We start from the raw sequence: 15,886 nt of genomic DNA, 5'->3' as shown, positions 1-15,886 counted from the left end.
ATTGTACTAAAATTTATTTGCTAGCGAATTGACTTCGCAAATGTTTTGCTCTTGATTCAAAATCAAGAGACCCTACACATTTGATTCGTCGAAACTTTGTTCAGTTTTCAAAGATCTAATTCCATGCGTTAATCGCTTAACACAACTTAATCATCATAACATCTTAATCAATATCTTGTCAACAACTTTTTTTAAGAAGTAACTTGATTAATTTGTCGTGGTTGCCGTTGCGACAACAGAAACTATCTTACCAATTACTGAAGAAGTTGTCAACAACTAATTTCAATAATTATTTGGTGGTGAGATGCATCTGCCGTAGCAGCAACGTTTACTAATATACCAGCCAGTTATGAAACTGTCAACAATTAATCCAATGTTTTTTCACTTTTATGAAAAGAACGGCACAAAACTGTCGTCAATTACACAATTACTACATTATATGTCATCGATTAACATCATTGTGAGATGGCACTATGTTTTCCAATTAAGGATTCCCTTTAGACAGCAAAAAAGCGCCCGTAAAAGCACGACGAACGCTTATCTTAAGCCAGCACATCTAATTTTAAAAATTCAAATGACGTTTAACGATTGGTCGAATTCCCGCAACAATTGGGAATGCCAAGATACCACCAACCACAGCTTGAACTAAATTAGTCGGTACACCAACCAATCCAGTTGCCATCGTATACAACAGCGAATCTGACAAAAAGTATCCGACCACCATCACCACTACCGCAGTAATTATCGCTGCAATCTGTCGACCATGTGATTTGCTAGCACCAAGATATCCTGCTATTCCGCCCTCTAAACCATGAACGAGTAGTGAGAAAAACATATACTGTGGATACCCTAGCAATAAATCTAGTAATAGTCCGCTAGCACCGCCAACAATGACCCCACCACGCCAGCCAAAAATCAGTGCTGCAATAAATATTCCCGCATCACATAAGTTAATATAACCGTGTGTCATCGGGATTGGGATATGGAAAAAGATAGAAATAACAACATTAAGTGCGATCAACATCCCCAGGATTGCAATCGTCCGTGTATTAAATTTAACCCCCACCAAAACTTTCATCTCCTCAATTGATTTTCATCTGGCAATGATCACACATTATTAATGTGACCTAAGTAAATTTTACACCAGTTCTTACTTGTAATAATAATAAAAAGACTGGGCCACAACGGGTCCAGTCCACCTGCTAAATTAACTTACTTAACATGTGCCAAGAAGTAACGTTTCTTACCACGACGTACAATGACAAATTTACCATTAAAGGCTGCGGACGGATCAATCTCGGCCTCGACATCCGTCACCTTTTCACCATTGATTCGAATCGCACCGTTTTTAATATCTTCACGTGCTTGACGCCGAGAAGGTTCGAATTTCGTAGCATCAACCAGCCACAAGACAATGTTTTGCTTTTCAGCTGAGACGTCTGCTGATGGCACACCCTTGAAACCTTGTTCAATTTCGTCCGCCGTTAAACTTTGAACATCACCAGTAAACAACGCCTTAGTAATATTTTCAGCTTCAACTACCGCCTGCTTGCCATGAACAAATTCCGTGACTTCTTCAGCTAAGCGCCGTTGTGCTTCCCGTTTTTCAGGTGCAGTCTTCACCGTTTCGGCCAATCGATCGATTTCTTCATGACTTAAGAACGTGAAGTACTTGAGATATTTGACGACGTCTCGATCATCCTGGTTGATCCAGAATTGATAGAATTCATACGGTGATGTCCGTTCAGGGTTTAACCATACGGCCCCACCAGCAGTCTTACCAAACTTAGTCCCATCCGCCTTCAACAATAATGGAATTGTTAATCCGTAAGCCTTAGCGTCATTGCCTTCTAAGCGGTGGATCAAATCGGTCCCCGCGGTGATATTGCCCCACTGATCAGCCCCACCAATCTGAAGTTGCACGTGTTCAGCACGGTACAAGTGTAAGAAGTCAACTGATTGTAAGATTTGGTATGTGAATTCAGTGTATGAAATGCCCACTTCCAACCGGCTTGCAACAACTTCCTTGTTCAGCATCGTGTTCACACTGAACAACTTACCATAATCGCGTAAGAAATCTAGTAATGAAATTTTTGATAACCAATCGTAGTTATTCACAATCGAAAAGTTTTCGTCATGACCAAATAACTTGTACATCTGAGCACTTAAGCCATCCTGATTATGCTTCACTTGATCCATGGTCTGTAACTTACGTTCTGAGTTCTTACCAGATGGATCACCAATAGCACCCGTCCCACCACCAACTACAACGTAGGGATGATGACCAGCCAATTGGAATCGTTTGAGAATCATGAAAGGAATCAAATGCCCAATATGCATACTATCCCCGGTTGGATCAATCCCACAGTATAGTGAGACTGATTGGTTTTCGGTAAGTTCCTTTAACCCGGCCTCATCCGTTTGTTGGTTAATGGCACCACGCCATTTTAAATCATCGATAATGTTCATGTTAGTCCTCCTCGTTATTGTCGCTGGACAAAAAAACTCGCCCCTGTCATCAAAACAGGGACGAGTTTTCCGCGTTACCACCCAAGTTATCACCAAATGTGATCGCTCATTGATTAGTAACGGATATCATCCGGCCAATGGCAGTTCACGTTATGTAATTCATCTTTGACTACAGCTCGGTTCGCACCACCCACCGAGTCGCTAGACTGTTGGGTCAACGACTACTAATTAACGATCACTACTTTTTAATTATTACCTAACATCATAAGCACTCCACTGCCAAAAGTCAATCCTATTTTCGGTCAAAACATCGCATTAAACCCACTAATCTAACCATAGTGTCTGGCTTGTGAATGCGGTTGACGTCGACACAGTGATATAACCAGACTACTGGCACTCATTCATTGAGCTCCCAGGTAAAAACTTAATTTTTAGCATCCGCCGCAATTTTGATAACGGTATTGGCTTGCTGGCCTTGAACCTTAGCAACCTGTTTGCCATTTTGCCATTGAACTGAGTTTGCCTGTCCGTTTTGTGGGGTATCGTACACGGTAACGGCACCACTCGTGACATTTTTACTCGTCAAATCTTGCTTTTGAATCTGATTATTGACCTGATTAGCAAACTTGGTTGGATTACCAGCAACGTCCTGTGTATTGGCAATCGTTGTCACTGACCAACTACCCGTGTTCCAATGAACATACACTTTGCCCATCGTCCCTTGAACCGTTGCCGCTGTACCTGAATTAAGTGTCGTACGCTGACCCTGCGTATTCGCTAAGTAATCGACTTGGCTGCTGGCATCACTTTTCGTATTGTAGTTCGTCTGTTGATACGTCGCAGTCGTCGAACTAGTCCCAGCTTTGGCGTACTTCACCCGGTAGTTTCCCTTGGTCCCACTTGCACTGATGGCCTTGACTGTTTGATTGGTTGCCTTGACGGTCGTAGGCGCTGCCGTCTGACTAACCAAACTAACACTGTCTGAAGCCGCGTGTAATACATTCGTTACTGAAGGTACGGCAACAATTCCGACCACCAACATCCCAGTTGCAGTGGCGATTCCTAATTGAATTTTGCGCTTAAAGTTCATGAAAAATATCCTCCTAATTTCTACAACAAATGACCGATTTTACTTAACCATAATTACCTTTTCTACCATGATAATGAGAACTGAGCGACAGCCATGCAATCAGCTAAGTCCTCGCTTGTCCCGAGAAGTGTTATGTACGGGACGTATTTGTGTTCGTTGCCAACGTGGTGCACGACGAATCGTCGACCCTCGCCGCTGCACCGTTACTCGTAGTGCGCGGCGGCGGGATTGCCTGTTTTTCGTTACTCGCTGCCTCAGTGACGGTTGACGTCGCGTAAGTCGCTGCCGCGTTCGCCCTTTTGAACGAGTCACCGGTTTTGTTCGAATACTCTTACCGGGCCGCCGAAGTTTAGTTGCTTTGGACGTATTCAGTTTAAACTGTGTTCCTGTACGTCGCGTCGCTTTAAGTTTTATCACTTTGGGCTGAGTCGCTCGGCGTCGAATGGCGCGATGCTGAGTTATTTTGCCATGATGGCTGTTAACACTGATCGTTTGCAATGACCGCCGTTTGACACGCGCCACGGTCTGCGAACGCGACTTATTGCTTACCACTTTCTGCTGCACCGGCCGAGTCTTCACAGCTGGCTGAACTGCTGGCCTCTTAATGGCGACAACTGCTTGGCCCGCCCGTCCATGCTGTTGATTGTGGGCCGGCATAGTCAAATGGCGATCGTGCACAACTTTCAGTCTTGGTTGAGCTTTAATCGCAACACCGGGTGCGCCACGGGTCGTCCCCAACCACCACGAAACGGGATGAACACTAATAATGACCCGACTATTATCAACCGATGCCGCTAGCCCAGCTAAATGATAACGATTGGTATACTGCCATAACGCCGCCGAAATGATTGGTGGGTTGGGCGTTAGCGCACCAATCCACTGGGCATCAAACCGTTGCCGCGCTTGGTTGGCATACGTCAGTGCGAACGAAGCATACGAATAGAAGATCAGTTTTTTGTTAGTCAATGCGCGCATTTCACGATACCAAGCCGCAACTGCCGCATTAGTTGATCCTGAACGTACTGTATTAACTTCAAAATCCAAAGCATAAAAACGCGCAGCTTTATTGGAGCGCGCATAAAACGCTTGGGCTTCACGGCGCGCGCTAGCGGCATCCGTAAATTGCGAAAAATCATACTCACCAAATGGAATCCCATAACGAACATATAATGCCGTATTATTCGCTGCGTCCCGGTCAACATAATTTAAACCATACTGACGACGATTGATCACAAATAGCACTTGCGACTTCATCGCCTGCACCTGACTTGGGCTAAGCTGTCCTTGCCACTCGGAAATATCGACCACCGCGTGTCCCTGTGCTTGAACCGTAATTTGCATGCCAAGTGTGGCGACCACCGCCGTTCCAACTAACCAACTGAGCCTTTTAATCCCCATCATGCGGTCCCTCTCCCCATACTGTGCTCCGCAATTAAAAAAATTATCATCATAAGTTGTTGGTGATTCCCACAATCACCAACAACTAAACTATCAAGGACAGTTTATGACATACCCATAACTTTAACATTCTTATACTACCAATAATAGGCCATTTTTAATGGGCTGGGGCGTCAATTCGATTTCAATTCAGTTACAGCTTGTTAACAAAGCGTCGCCCCTTTATGGTTAATATTATGAACAACTCTGGAAAGGCTGATATTTGAATTACAGTTTGGTTACAATCATGATATTGTTAGCAGTTTCTCACCCGCTTTCCGGTGCCCGAACTACCCATACCACGGGATATTACAACCGTTTCATTCGAAAATACCGCCACAAAAAAACAACTAACCCTCATCAAGATTTTGGCTCATCTTGACCAAGATTAGTTGCTTAAACTAATTGGTTCACAATAGCATGTTGTTAACTAACTAATGTGGTAACGTCAGAACAATGGCTTGCTTGCCCATCTGATTATAAGCAGCCTCAAAATTCTTCCAGCTGACTGCCTGCTGTTTTTCTCCGTACGGATTGTTAATATAAATCAACTTTTTAGTCCGGTTAAAACCAACAATGACCACGCTGTGCATATCATAAGTCACTTTAACGGATCCCTGTGGTGTCTGCCAAGTCTGCATCGTGCTGACTGGTGCAAACGAAGCCGTCGTAATTGTCCAAACGGGCCGTCCTTGTTCTAACTGTTCGATCACAGTATCAAAGTTTGCCCCCGTTAAGTCCTTCACCTGACTAGTCTCAGTTTTCGCCAATTTATAGATTGGCTTATGATAGACACCTAACCCAGGATCGTTACCAGTAATATCCCCAACAAACCCATACTCTGGATTCCCATGTTCGCCGTCACTATAAGTGAGTGGCACACTCGTAATCTTTGCCGCTAATTCATTTTTAGTGACATTGATATGCGCGTAATTCATCAACATCGTTAACGATGTGACTTCACAACCATTGTATAAACGTGGTGTTGTCATTTGATTCACTAGCGGGACGTCCAACTTGACCTGATTGACCGACTTGGGCTTCGTTTGGGAACTAGACTTAGCTGCATCCGTTTGTTTAGTTGTAAACGATGCATCAATCCAGTCAGAAACTTGTGTGCTTGTAAATCCAATGACCCCCAAAAGCACCATGGCAATTATGATCAGCGTCCAGGACCGGCGCCGTTTCCGTAAATGTCTTGGCATTTGTTACCATCCGTTTCTCTTTTAATTTGATTGACTACTTTACTAACATACTATGTAGTATCATACCATGGACGAATCAATAATACACCTTTACAATCTTAAAAAAAAGGCTTGTATAATCAGCCGTAAGTCAATGCTGACAAGGATTAAGGTTAGCCTGGTTAATCATTAAGCAACACACTGCTTTAATCAGTTTATTGATATATTAGTAACCTTATTATCAATTTGTTGAATTAGCCCTGACCGTTACTTAGATTATAATTGAGATTATCTGGCCGAGGCTGGCTTTTCCCAAAATGGCCTTGAATATTCGTTATTTGCCGATGAAGTCAACTTTCCTAATTCTGGGCACCTTCGTTATTTTATGAAGCACTGAGTCCTTGTTTTCAAAACAGCATTAAATTGGCCCCGGCAAATCCGTTGCGTCCTTAGATTATCTGTCATCCGTTTCAAGCCTAGTGGCATCCAAAGTTTTAACTTCTGATCAGCTTTAGAAAATTTTATGTTGATTAAAGCGCTTTCTTTATTACAATAGTAGTAAAAGCAGTTAAATTTTATGGTTAATTGTGAAAGGACCTGACTGGCATGGCTAATTCTGAAGACCAAATGGATAAACACTTACAATCCGCAATATTCGGGGCCCCCGTACTACATCCGGATGAACAACACCGTAACCTTGGCACGTTTCACGAACGAATCGATGTGGGCATTACTTTCACCCAAGCACTCATGCGTGACTACTCAACCGAACTAAAAAGTGAAATGGCGGCCCATCCTGATTACCAGCTACTCCTACATGGCTTGCTAGATGAAGACATCCTGAATCGCTACGTTAAACTAGCCAACCAGCAGCACATCAGGTTTGCGATTCGAAATGACCTCATGTACCAGCACACACCTACGAGCCTCGCCATCGCCCTAGTCGCCAACTGTGCCATCACGCCACCGACAATCGATATCGATGAACGTTTTCCCGTTCCGCCACTTAACACAACTACCGATTGGTCGCACGACGTCCTCATCGATCACATTCACCGTCATCTGGAACGCAATCGTCAACTCTTCAGCATCAAACACCACTTAATCTAACCGGTGTCTTACTTTGACATCTATTGTGCGTGTTGCGTGAATTATGGTTAAAACGGACTGTTTTTTAAATCAAAAGTAACCAGCTTAGGCCCGCTGAAAAAAAGTCGAGTAAGCGTAAAATTGCTTAGTTGGCGCGTCCTAGACCGGCTTCCAGGCATTTCTGCCAATTGCTGGAACGCGGTGGACACAGATTTAAGCCGCAAACCACGTCTTAAATACTGGTCTTCCACTAACCAAGCAAAGGACGCTTGCTAAGTGGAATTTCACCGCTGAGCATTGGCCGAAATGCCTTCCAGTCGGGATAGTGTTCGAATGGCGGACATGTGCGGACCCAACTTTTGGTGAATTCGTCATTGTTTTTCATAAACAATAACTTTGTCAATCAACTGTCAGACTGAAAGTGATATTGAGATAGCTCACTAATCCTGAATTGGTGTAGTAAGATGTAATCTCTCAACAAAGTGCTAATGCACCTAACATTTTGTTTGAAGTTCCAGTATCAAAATAGCCAACGATAGATTGTGCTAAGTTCGGTGGTCGTTCATCAGCCATTCGAGCGGCTTCCCGGCTGGAGGGGCTGGGGGACAATGCTCAGTAGCCAAATTATTCTTAGTCGGAAGTGATTTCCTTCCGGCTTAGAATAAGACTCGTATTTGAGATGACGCGGGTTGGGCGTTAGCTCAAATCGACGTCGGCTGCGTTCCAGCAATTGGCACCCAGCCCCGGAGGTCGGCATAGGACGCGCACCGGCTGACGGAAAACAATCCAGTTAAACAGTCCGTTTTAACCATATTTAATGCCAATCTCTCAAATCGATGCATTATACACAAAGCCACCAACTTAAAATGATCAGTTTTCACTGATTGTCCTAAGTTGGTGGCTTTTACTTTATCAATCAAAAGACTTAATTGACTTCACCATTGGCCCACTAGTCAAAATAATTGCATCACGCTAATTACGATTGGTGGCACTAGCAAGGCTGGTAATAGGTTCAACGTACTGAATTGCTTGATTTTCAACATACCTAAGCCGGATGCTAGAATCAAGATACCACCAACAATGGTAATTTCATTCAGTAACGCTGCACTCAACGCACCTTTCAAAATTAATGCTAAAACATACAGGCTCCCCTGCCAACAAAACAAGACGCCCGCCGCAATCGCGATGCCAAATCCGAAAGTGGATGCTAATACGATCGACGTGATGCCATCTAACATGCCATTCGTAAACAAAAAGGTGTAATCATGCTTTAAGGCTGCCTCAATCGGCCCCAAAATCGATAACGATCCAATACAGTACAGTAACACCGCAGTCGCTAGGCCTTCCGCTAAGTTGCCACCCGCCAAACGGCCCACCCAGCGGTCAAAATGCCCTTGAATATCCAAAGCTTGACCAATTAATCCACCAATTGCCAAGCTCACAATAAAAAGCACCGGGTACTTACTCTGCGGCATCCGTTGCACGACCGCATTAATGCCGATGACACAAGCCGCTAGCCCTAACGCTTGTAATAATATCGCATGGTAAGCTGGCTTGATTCCTTTTTTAAAGATACTGCCGACCAAGCAACCAGCTAAAATCATGCTCGTATTAAAAATCGTTCCAATCATATCGCCACTCCTAATCAATAGCTTAATCTCTAGCGCTTATTTCAATTTAAAATAATTAATTATCATTTAGTATAAAGTCTAAAGTTACTTGAGGGTCAAGTCTTGATTGGTAATTGTATCTGCGTCACCGACTGTGCAACCTGATCTGTAATCCCATAATCAATCAGTGCTGTCTCAATAGCTGTTCCCGCCACGTGCCAGCCGCGAGCACGACAATCCGCTAACAATTGTCGATACTGCATCGGGGCATCCAAATGAGTGCCGTGAAAAATCCGCTGCGCATAGCTACCAGCCGCCAAGTGTTCTTGATGGGGTGGCACCGTATCACCCGGTTCAAATAATAAACAAATTCCCGCATAGCGGTCAAAATGTCCGGCTTGGATGGCTTGCTGGTCGAGCATCAGCGCAACCTTGCCGAGAAAGATTTCGTTCGTCGCGCCGGTCTGTGCGCGTAGCTTAGCAATAACAAGTTCAATATCATCTTGAGGGCGATAAGGCTGACGTAAAGCCACCATCGCTCTTTCAGGTAACGTCACGCATTCAGTCACATCAAAATTGGCACTTTGGGCCGTTTTAATCTGGGCCAAGCGTGTATTGATCCGTTGTTGTACCGCCGTTAATAATCGCAATTGCGCCTCAACCTGCTGCTGTTGGGTCGTTAACATATCGTCAGCTTGGACAGTTCACGGGCCGCAAAAAAATCGGCAATCGTAGCCAATGGTAAGCCGAGTGCTCGCAAATATTTAATGGTACTCAACCGTTCGAACTGAGGCGTCCCATAATATCGGTAGTGACTATGCGGATTGACTCGTGCCGGCGTCAATAACCCAATCTCGTCATAATAGCGTAAAGTCGCCACTGGGATATCAAATAACTGTGCGAGTTGCCCAATCGAAAAATCAGTTGTCATCCGATCGCCATCCTCCCCTATAGGTCTTATCATAACTTAATCGCTGAAGTAATTGCTGTAACCAGAATAAGATATCATAAAAAAAGTTGCATTTCAGAAATTAATTTCTGAAATGCAACTTTTGGGCCTATCAATCATCAGTGATCATCGCCATCGCATTATTAATGCAGAACTAACTGACAGAGCTGTTAGCAATTATTTCGTAATTGCGCGCGCATGCCCCGCCCGAATCTCAGCTAAATACTGATCACTTTTGGCCGTATCAAATTCATGTTCTGACTTACCGATAATCACCGCAGCTAATGAATTGCCGACCACGTTAACCACGGTTCGTCCCATGTCAACTAGCCGGTCGATTCCCGCAATAAAAGCGAGTCCTTGTACTGGCACGCCAATCGTTGAAATCGTCGCCAATAAGACAACAAACGAAGCCCCCGGCACACCAGCAATCCCCTTTGACGTAATCATAAGTACAATCAATAAAGTGATCTGCTGGCTGAGGGACAGGTGAATCCCATAAGCCTGAGCTAAGAAAAGCGCCGCTAACGATTGATAAATTGCGGAGCCATCCAAGTTAAACGTATACCCAGTTGGGATCACAAATGAGACAATCCCTTCACTAACACCGTATTTCCCCATCTTATCGATAATGCGGGGCAGGGCCGCTTCAGAACTCGCCGTTGAAAAGCCAAGCACCATTTCATCACGAATGACCCGTAGTAGGTGCCAAATATTTAAACCGAATAACTTACCAACAATGCCCATCACAACCACAATAAAGATTGCCATGGTAATATAAGCAAGAATAATGAAATAGCCTAACGGGGCCAGCGCCTTCAAGCCCATTTCAGCGACCGTGACCCCAATTAAGGCACAGACGCCAATCGGAGCCGTGTGCATGACCCAGTTCGTCACTTTGAACATAGCTTCGGCGACAGCGTTCATAAAGTCCAGAATGATTTTGCCTTGTTCGCCAATAGCCGCCGTCCCTAAACCAAAGAAAACGGCAAAAAAGATGACTGGAATCATGTCACCAGCTGACAATGATTTAAAGACGTTAGTCGGGATAATGCCCATGACCGTCGACCAAATACCATTGTGTGAGACCGTCTTAGCGGTTTGCACATACTGACTAATATTCGACGCATGTAGTTGATGAATATCGATATAGTCACCAGGATGAAAAATGTTACCCATTAACAACCCTAAGGCGATCGCAATCGTCGTCATGATTTCGAAATAGATAATGGTTTTACCACCAATCCGACCTAACTTTTTGAGGTCGCCCATATTAGCAATCCCGGTAATCAGACATGCCACCACGATTGGTAAAACGATCATTTGAATCAGACTGATGAACATCGTCCCGATGTTTTGCATCGCAGTAATTGCCGTTTTATTGCCATAAAAGACGACCCCTAATACAATTCCAAGCACTAGCCCAATTAAGATCTGCCAGCCCAAGCTCAATCGGAACTGGCGATACCGCTTCATCTTTCCCTGCTTTTCCAAGCTACTTCCCCCCATTCTCATTTATGGATGTTTTTATGAAATATTGCACACAATATTAATATTTTAGCACATTTCTAGTCAATATGAGAATTAAATTAAAAAATCAATCATTAAAATCAAATGGTCCCATTGTAATAGACGTTATTCTCAGTTGCTTTCCTCATAATCACGTGATTGTCGCGGTGAATCACTATTTCCGTTACCATCAGAATCCGAACATTAACCAAAATAGCGACAATTAAAACTAGCTTGGTTAGCAGTTGTAATCATTCCTAACCAAGCTAGTTTTTTAAGCAAAAACTTTATTCAACGGTTGCGATTACGACACTTCATCATGTCGTCACTCACTAACCGATTTAAACCGCTATTTGGAACGGGTCATCCGGTCATAGACAGCGGCACTAACCCAATCAGCGGTCCACATCCATAAAACATGCCCAATGGCTTCTGACACGTGTTCGGTCATTGGTTGATCCTTCGCAGCGGGAACGGTTCCCAGTGCTGGCAAGATACCATGGTGAAAGGCTGTCCAGATACCTAACCCATACAACGCGCTGCTGCCACCTTTTGCCCGGGGGTGCTTGCGAGCCCATAAACTATAGGCCACAGCAAAGGTCGTTGAGAATCCGAAATGCATGACATAGCTGACACCTGGTAAATCATGACCAGAATATGAATACGTTGCATGCGTAACGCTGGCGGGAATCCCAATTTGTTGCAATAATTGTTGTGGGGGATTCGTTTGATCCCGCTGTGGCGTTCGTGGCGGTAGGATATTCTCCCACCCTAACTTAACTAAACCAGAAATCACACCACCAGTCACACCAGCAATAACTGCGGCCCGATGATTGAACTGCTTGTTCACCATTAATAATTACCTGCCTCTCTATTCAATAAATTAATCATACCAGCCTTGGTACCCATTTCGAAATAATTTAGCCTGGTAATTAAATAAAAAATTTGATTTACAAAAATGAACGTGATACGATTACCACATTGATTTATCGCTTGATAAATGAAATTAAAAGGGAGGAATTGACATGTATTTAGGCTTAAAAGAAATGGCCCACGAAAAACTCAGATATGGGCTACTTAGCGGGGTTTTGCTACTAATTGCCCTCGTCGTCTTTATGTTAGCGGGCCTTGCTAACGGGTTATCCAATGGTAATCGTCAGGCTGTTGACCAGTGGCATGCTCAAACAGTTTATTTGAACGAAGATGCGAATCAGACACTGTCAGCATCCCAATTAAAACTAGCAGACCAAGATCGAATCAAAGGTCAGGACGTCGCACCCTTAGCTAGTCTGTCCGGTACTTTACGAACTGCCAGTAATGGTCAAAAGACTAACGCTAGCGCTTTTGGGACCACTCGCGATAGTTTTCTGATGCCAAAAGTCATCTCAGGACACCGAATCAACGGCAAGAATCAATTATTGATTTCCGCGGGATTAAAAGACAAAGGCTATCGGATTGGTCAGAAAGTTCGCATTGGGACCACTGATCAAAAGGTAACGATCGTCGGTACTTTCAAAGCTAGTACCTATAGTATTGCGCCAACGGTCTACACGGACGTTGCCACGCTCAATCGTCTCAAAGGTAATCCCATCACCAGTGGCGATCAACAACCGGTCAACGCCTTTGTGACTAAAAAGAGTCATTTCAAGACTCAACATCATGGCAACATGCAACGTTTATCAATTGCCACGTTTATTGAAAAATTACCAGGATACAGCGCTGAGCAGTTGACACTCAACACGATGATTTACTTCTTGTTCGCAATTGCCCTAGCCGTGATTGGAATTTTCATGTTCGTTCTGACCCTTCAAAAACAAGCCTTGTTCGGGGTCTTAAAAGTACAAGGTATTGGTACCAAACACATCTTGGCTGCCCTACTCACCCAAAGTGTCGTCATGGCAATCATTGGTATCGGCATCGGCCTTCTAATTACGTTAGGCCTCGCGCAAATCATGCCCGCCGGATTACCATTCGCCATTGACTGGCCACAATTTGGTATTTATAGTGTGGCTCTCTTGTTAGCTGCAGTCGTCGGTGCCTTACTCTCATGGCGGACTGTCGCCAAGATTGACCCCGTCGTTGCCATTGGATAAGGAGGATGATATCAATGAGTCAACCAGTTTTAGCCTTACAAAATATTAATAAACAATTTGGTCACGGTCATACCGCTGTTAACGCTTTGACTGATGCCAATTTCGAAGTCAGTGCTGGCCAATTCGTCGCGATTATCGGCCCCTCTGGCTCAGGTAAATCCACCTTTTTGACGATTGCTGCCGGTTTACAAACGCCAACAAGTGGTCAAGTTATTCTGAACGGACAACCACTATCGAATCAAACGGAAAAACAGCGCTTAGCCTACCGTTTCAATGAAATTGGCTTTATCTTGCAGAGTTCCAATCTAATTCCATTCCTGACGGTTCGTGAACAGTTCAAGCTCGTCGATAAAATGGCCCGGCGCAAATTTGATCAAGCAGGCACCGATGGATTACTAGCAGAGTTAGCCCTTACTGAAGTTCGGGATGCCTACCCAAGTGACCTCTCCGGTGGTGAACGCCAACGTGTTGCCATCGCCCGTGCTCTTTACAATGATCCAAGCGTCATTCTCGCAGATGAACCGACCGCCAGCCTGGACACGCCCCGCTCCATCGACGTCGTCAAGCGCCTCGCCAACGAAGCTCATCAGCACCAAAAGGCCATCGTAATGGTGACCCATGACCAACGGCTGATTGATGACTGTGACGTGGTCTATCAAATTGAAGATGGTAAGATGAGTCGCCGCGACTCGTAGTGCCACTGACCACTGCACTTTAACCTCATAACAGTAAAAATGACCTCGCCAGGAATGTTCCTGTGAGGTCATTTTTACTGTTCATATTTACACGACTCATCAGACACTACGAATCGAAAACTAGAATTTGCCAAGCTCAAAGACAGCCTGCTTCGGCCCGCTGGAAAAAGTGCGAGTTAGCGTAAACATGCTTAGATTTAGTCATCCGACACCAAGTCATCCGTTCAACTAATTAGCTTGCGGCAATTTATATCGCAATGCGCGGTAAACAAGTGCGACCACGTACACTGTGATAAACCGATCTAAATAATCCGTTCCCACTTGTATCAAGAAGACGGCCATCGTTTTGCCCATACCGGTACCTAATAATAATTGGACTAGCATGCTCGAACCAGACGACGTGATGCCATGAAATAAGATGACCGTAATCGCCGTGGATAAAAGTGTTCCGGGAAGTGAAATAACACCAGCTAGCCACCAATTTGACCGCCACGTGCCCGGCTTGATTCGCCGATATAGCAGACCAGCAACTAACCCAGTCAGCAGTTGAACGGGCATGAAGAACAGCGAGTACAGGTCTGTCGTCGCACCCACGATAACTCCGGTGGCACCCCCGGCCAACATTCCACCCAGTGGTCCAAACACAGCAGCAGCCAAAACGGTACCAATTGAATCTAAATAAATCGGTAATTTTAACATCAAGGCAATGTTACTGCCAACAATATTCAGGGCAATGCAGAGCGCCAATAACGTAATTGCCCGCGTTTTTATTCTCTTCATGCACTCACCAATTGGTGCAAGACTTGCGTTAAATCAGGATCAGCCGCACCGACCACAGTCGTTAAGAACAACCGCCAAAAAGCTACGACGTCAACCTTCGTCATGATTTGACTATTGGGTGTGTTGTGCCAGAAATCATGATCATCCACGATTGACTGCCCACGCGCGACACCATCCGTCACAACCGTCGTGTAGCTTTCAAAGCCACTCAGAATCGTTGGGTCAAGCATTCCGGCCACGGCCAACGGATCATTGATCACACAACCAATAACCCGTTCATATTCCCAATGAAAGTCAAAATAAAAGGTTGTAATTTTCTCAACAAAAGCCCCCATTGCTGGATTGACGTCTTTAATATACGTTAATAAACTGGGTGTCAACACGATGTTACGCGTGACGTCTAAACCAACCATCTGAATGGGAACAGGCATCAAGTCAAAGACGACCTTGGCCGCATCCGGGTCACACCAGAAGTTGTATTCAGCCACTGGCGAACAATTACCGTGACTCCGATAACTTCCACCCATCAGTGTAAATTGATCGACTTGTTCAAATAAGCGTGGATCACGTTGCAGTACCGTTGCAATGTTCGTCAACGGTCCCAACGCTAAAATCGAAGTATCAGGTGCTTCAATCAGCGTCTCTTCAATAAAACCAGCGGCATCTTGAATCGGTCGTACCGCCGTTACCGCTGGAATCTGACTATTCCCTAAGCCATCATCGCCGTGGGTGTCTTGCGCACTCGTGTAGGCGACTTCCAATGGGCGATTAGCGCCCAAATAGACTGGAATATCCAATCGGTCAGCCAAATCTAAAATTTTCAGTGCATTTTCCGCACCGATATGGGTTGGCACGTTCCCACAAACAATTGTAATCCCAATCACATTAAGTGCCGGTGATTTAAGCGCCAATAATAGTGCTAAACTATCATCGATCCCGGGATCACAGTCAATAATAACGTTACGCGTCGCATTCATTCTC

Annotated in this window: 15 protein-coding genes and 1 other annotated feature; of the genes, 3 read left to right on the top strand and 12 right to left on the bottom strand. The window is 44.7% G+C overall.

Annotated features, from left to right (window positions below):
* Positions 1-562: 562 nt before the first annotated feature.
* The 5 genes from ACWQAU_RS08590 to ACWQAU_RS08570 form a co-directional block, all read right to left on the bottom strand.
* On the bottom strand, positions 563-1,078 hold the full coding sequence (locus ACWQAU_RS08590) for an ECF transporter S component (RefSeq protein WP_003642092.1): 516 nt from the start codon (positions 1,076-1,078) through the stop codon (positions 563-565).
* Positions 1,079-1,212: 134 nt separating this feature from the next.
* The gene (gene tyrS, locus ACWQAU_RS08585) at positions 1,213-2,469 is read right to left on the bottom strand and encodes a tyrosine--tRNA ligase (protein ID WP_003642093.1); all 1,257 of its coding nucleotides are present in this window, start codon (positions 2,467-2,469) and stop codon (positions 1,213-1,215) included.
* A 53-nt stretch (positions 2,470-2,522) separates the two neighbouring features.
* Positions 2,523-2,717, bottom strand: a binding site (T-box leader).
* A 176-nt stretch (positions 2,718-2,893) separates the two neighbouring features.
* Positions 2,894-3,559 (bottom strand): hypothetical protein, encoded by a 666-nt coding sequence (locus ACWQAU_RS08580; RefSeq protein ID WP_003644804.1) that lies wholly within the window; start codon positions 3,557-3,559, stop codon positions 2,894-2,896.
* Between the two features lie 99 nt (positions 3,560-3,658).
* A complete protein-coding gene (locus ACWQAU_RS08575) occupies positions 3,659-4,957 on the bottom strand; it encodes a GH25 family lysozyme (protein WP_027821827.1) in 1,299 nt (432 codons plus the stop codon).
* Positions 4,958-5,430: 473 nt separating this feature from the next.
* On the bottom strand, positions 5,431-6,201 hold the full coding sequence (locus tag ACWQAU_RS08570; protein WP_003642096.1) for a C39 family peptidase: 771 nt from the start codon (positions 6,199-6,201) through the stop codon (positions 5,431-5,433).
* Between the two features lie 585 nt (positions 6,202-6,786).
* Here ACWQAU_RS08570 and ACWQAU_RS08565 point away from each other — a divergent pair.
* Positions 6,787-7,290 (top strand): YueI family protein, encoded by a 504-nt coding sequence (locus ACWQAU_RS08565; protein WP_003642097.1) that lies wholly within the window; start codon positions 6,787-6,789, stop codon positions 7,288-7,290.
* Positions 7,291-8,222: 932 nt separating this feature from the next.
* Here ACWQAU_RS08565 and ACWQAU_RS08560 read toward each other — a convergent pair.
* The 5 genes from ACWQAU_RS08560 to ACWQAU_RS08540 form a co-directional block, all read right to left on the bottom strand.
* On the bottom strand, positions 8,223-8,900 hold the full coding sequence (locus ACWQAU_RS08560; RefSeq protein WP_003642100.1) for a DUF554 domain-containing protein: 678 nt from the start codon (positions 8,898-8,900) through the stop codon (positions 8,223-8,225).
* 95 nt (positions 8,901-8,995) lie between these two features.
* Positions 8,996-9,565: a GyrI-like domain-containing protein gene (locus ACWQAU_RS08555; RefSeq protein ID WP_228402990.1), complete on the bottom strand. Its 570-nt coding sequence runs from the start codon at positions 9,563-9,565 to the stop codon at positions 8,996-8,998.
* A complete protein-coding gene (locus ACWQAU_RS08550; protein ID WP_228402988.1) occupies positions 9,559-9,810 on the bottom strand; it encodes a MerR family transcriptional regulator in 252 nt (83 codons plus the stop codon). The genes ACWQAU_RS08555 and ACWQAU_RS08550 overlap by 7 nt, the downstream gene beginning before the upstream one ends.
* 195 nt (positions 9,811-10,005) lie before the next feature.
* Positions 10,006-11,304, bottom strand: a complete 1,299-nt coding sequence (locus ACWQAU_RS08545; RefSeq protein ID WP_003644750.1) for a cation:dicarboxylate symporter family transporter — start codon at positions 11,302-11,304, stop codon at positions 10,006-10,008.
* 382 nt (positions 11,305-11,686) lie between these two features.
* Complete coding sequence (locus ACWQAU_RS08540; protein WP_003642103.1) at positions 11,687-12,190, bottom strand: YagU family protein; 504 nt, start codon at positions 12,188-12,190, stop codon at positions 11,687-11,689.
* 172 nt (positions 12,191-12,362) lie between these two features.
* Between ACWQAU_RS08540 and ACWQAU_RS08535 the strand changes: the two genes are divergently transcribed.
* Positions 12,363-13,430: an ABC transporter permease gene (locus tag ACWQAU_RS08535; protein ID WP_003642104.1), complete on the top strand. Its 1,068-nt coding sequence runs from the start codon at positions 12,363-12,365 to the stop codon at positions 13,428-13,430.
* A gap of 14 nt (positions 13,431-13,444) precedes the next feature.
* A complete protein-coding gene (locus ACWQAU_RS08530; RefSeq protein WP_003644807.1) occupies positions 13,445-14,125 on the top strand; it encodes an ABC transporter ATP-binding protein in 681 nt (226 codons plus the stop codon).
* 228 nt (positions 14,126-14,353) lie between these two features.
* Here ACWQAU_RS08530 and ACWQAU_RS08525 read toward each other — a convergent pair whose 3' ends face one another.
* Positions 14,354-14,905 (bottom strand): ECF transporter S component, encoded by a 552-nt coding sequence (locus tag ACWQAU_RS08525; protein ID WP_003642106.1) that lies wholly within the window; start codon positions 14,903-14,905, stop codon positions 14,354-14,356.
* The gene (locus ACWQAU_RS08520) at positions 14,902-15,882 is read right to left on the bottom strand and encodes a nucleoside hydrolase (RefSeq protein ID WP_013355865.1); all 981 of its coding nucleotides are present in this window, start codon (positions 15,880-15,882) and stop codon (positions 14,902-14,904) included. Before ACWQAU_RS08520 ends, ACWQAU_RS08525 begins: the two co-directional genes overlap by 4 nt.
* Positions 15,883-15,886 lie beyond the last annotated feature (4 nt).

The organism is Lactiplantibacillus sp. 3062 (assembly GCF_055413545.1).
The sequence above is the reverse complement of the archived record's forward strand: the minus strand, read 5'-3'. Positions and strand labels throughout refer to the sequence as shown.

Bases quoted from the DNA above. Each gene is read 5' to 3' on its own strand.
- tyrS (WP_003642093.1), bottom strand. From the start codon at position 2,469: ATGAACATTATCGATGATTTAAAATGGCGTGGTGCCATTAACCAACAA.
- ACWQAU_RS08540 (WP_003642103.1), bottom strand. From the start codon at position 12,190: ATGGTGAACAAGCAGTTCAATCATCGGGCCGCAGTTATTGCTGGTGTG.
- ACWQAU_RS08530 (WP_003644807.1), top strand. From the start codon at position 13,445: ATGAGTCAACCAGTTTTAGCCTTACAAAATATTAATAAACAATTTGGT.
- ACWQAU_RS08580 (WP_003644804.1), bottom strand. From the start codon at position 3,559: ATGAACTTTAAGCGCAAAATTCAATTAGGAATCGCCACTGCAACTGGG.
- ACWQAU_RS08560 (WP_003642100.1), bottom strand. From the start codon at position 8,900: ATGATTGGAACGATTTTTAATACGAGCATGATTTTAGCTGGTTGCTTG.
- ACWQAU_RS08545 (WP_003644750.1), bottom strand. From the start codon at position 11,304: ATGAAGCGGTATCGCCAGTTCCGATTGAGCTTGGGCTGGCAGATCTTA.
- ACWQAU_RS08570 (WP_003642096.1), bottom strand. From the start codon at position 6,201: ATGCCAAGACATTTACGGAAACGGCGCCGGTCCTGGACGCTGATCATA.
- ACWQAU_RS08555 (WP_228402990.1), bottom strand. From the start codon at position 9,565: ATGTTAACGACCCAACAGCAGCAGGTTGAGGCGCAATTGCGATTATTA.
- ACWQAU_RS08575 (WP_027821827.1), bottom strand. From the start codon at position 4,957: ATGGGGATTAAAAGGCTCAGTTGGTTAGTTGGAACGGCGGTGGTCGCC.
- ACWQAU_RS08590 (WP_003642092.1), bottom strand. From the start codon at position 1,078: ATGAAAGTTTTGGTGGGGGTTAAATTTAATACACGGACGATTGCAATC.
- ACWQAU_RS08565 (WP_003642097.1), top strand. From the start codon at position 6,787: ATGGCTAATTCTGAAGACCAAATGGATAAACACTTACAATCCGCAATA.
- ACWQAU_RS08525 (WP_003642106.1), bottom strand. From the start codon at position 14,905: ATGAAGAGAATAAAAACGCGGGCAATTACGTTATTGGCGCTCTGCATT.
- ACWQAU_RS08550 (WP_228402988.1), bottom strand. From the start codon at position 9,810: ATGACAACTGATTTTTCGATTGGGCAACTCGCACAGTTATTTGATATC.
- ACWQAU_RS08520 (WP_013355865.1), bottom strand. From the start codon at position 15,882: ATGAATGCGACGCGTAACGTTATTATTGACTGTGATCCCGGGATCGAT.
- ACWQAU_RS08535 (WP_003642104.1), top strand. From the start codon at position 12,363: ATGTATTTAGGCTTAAAAGAAATGGCCCACGAAAAACTCAGATATGGG.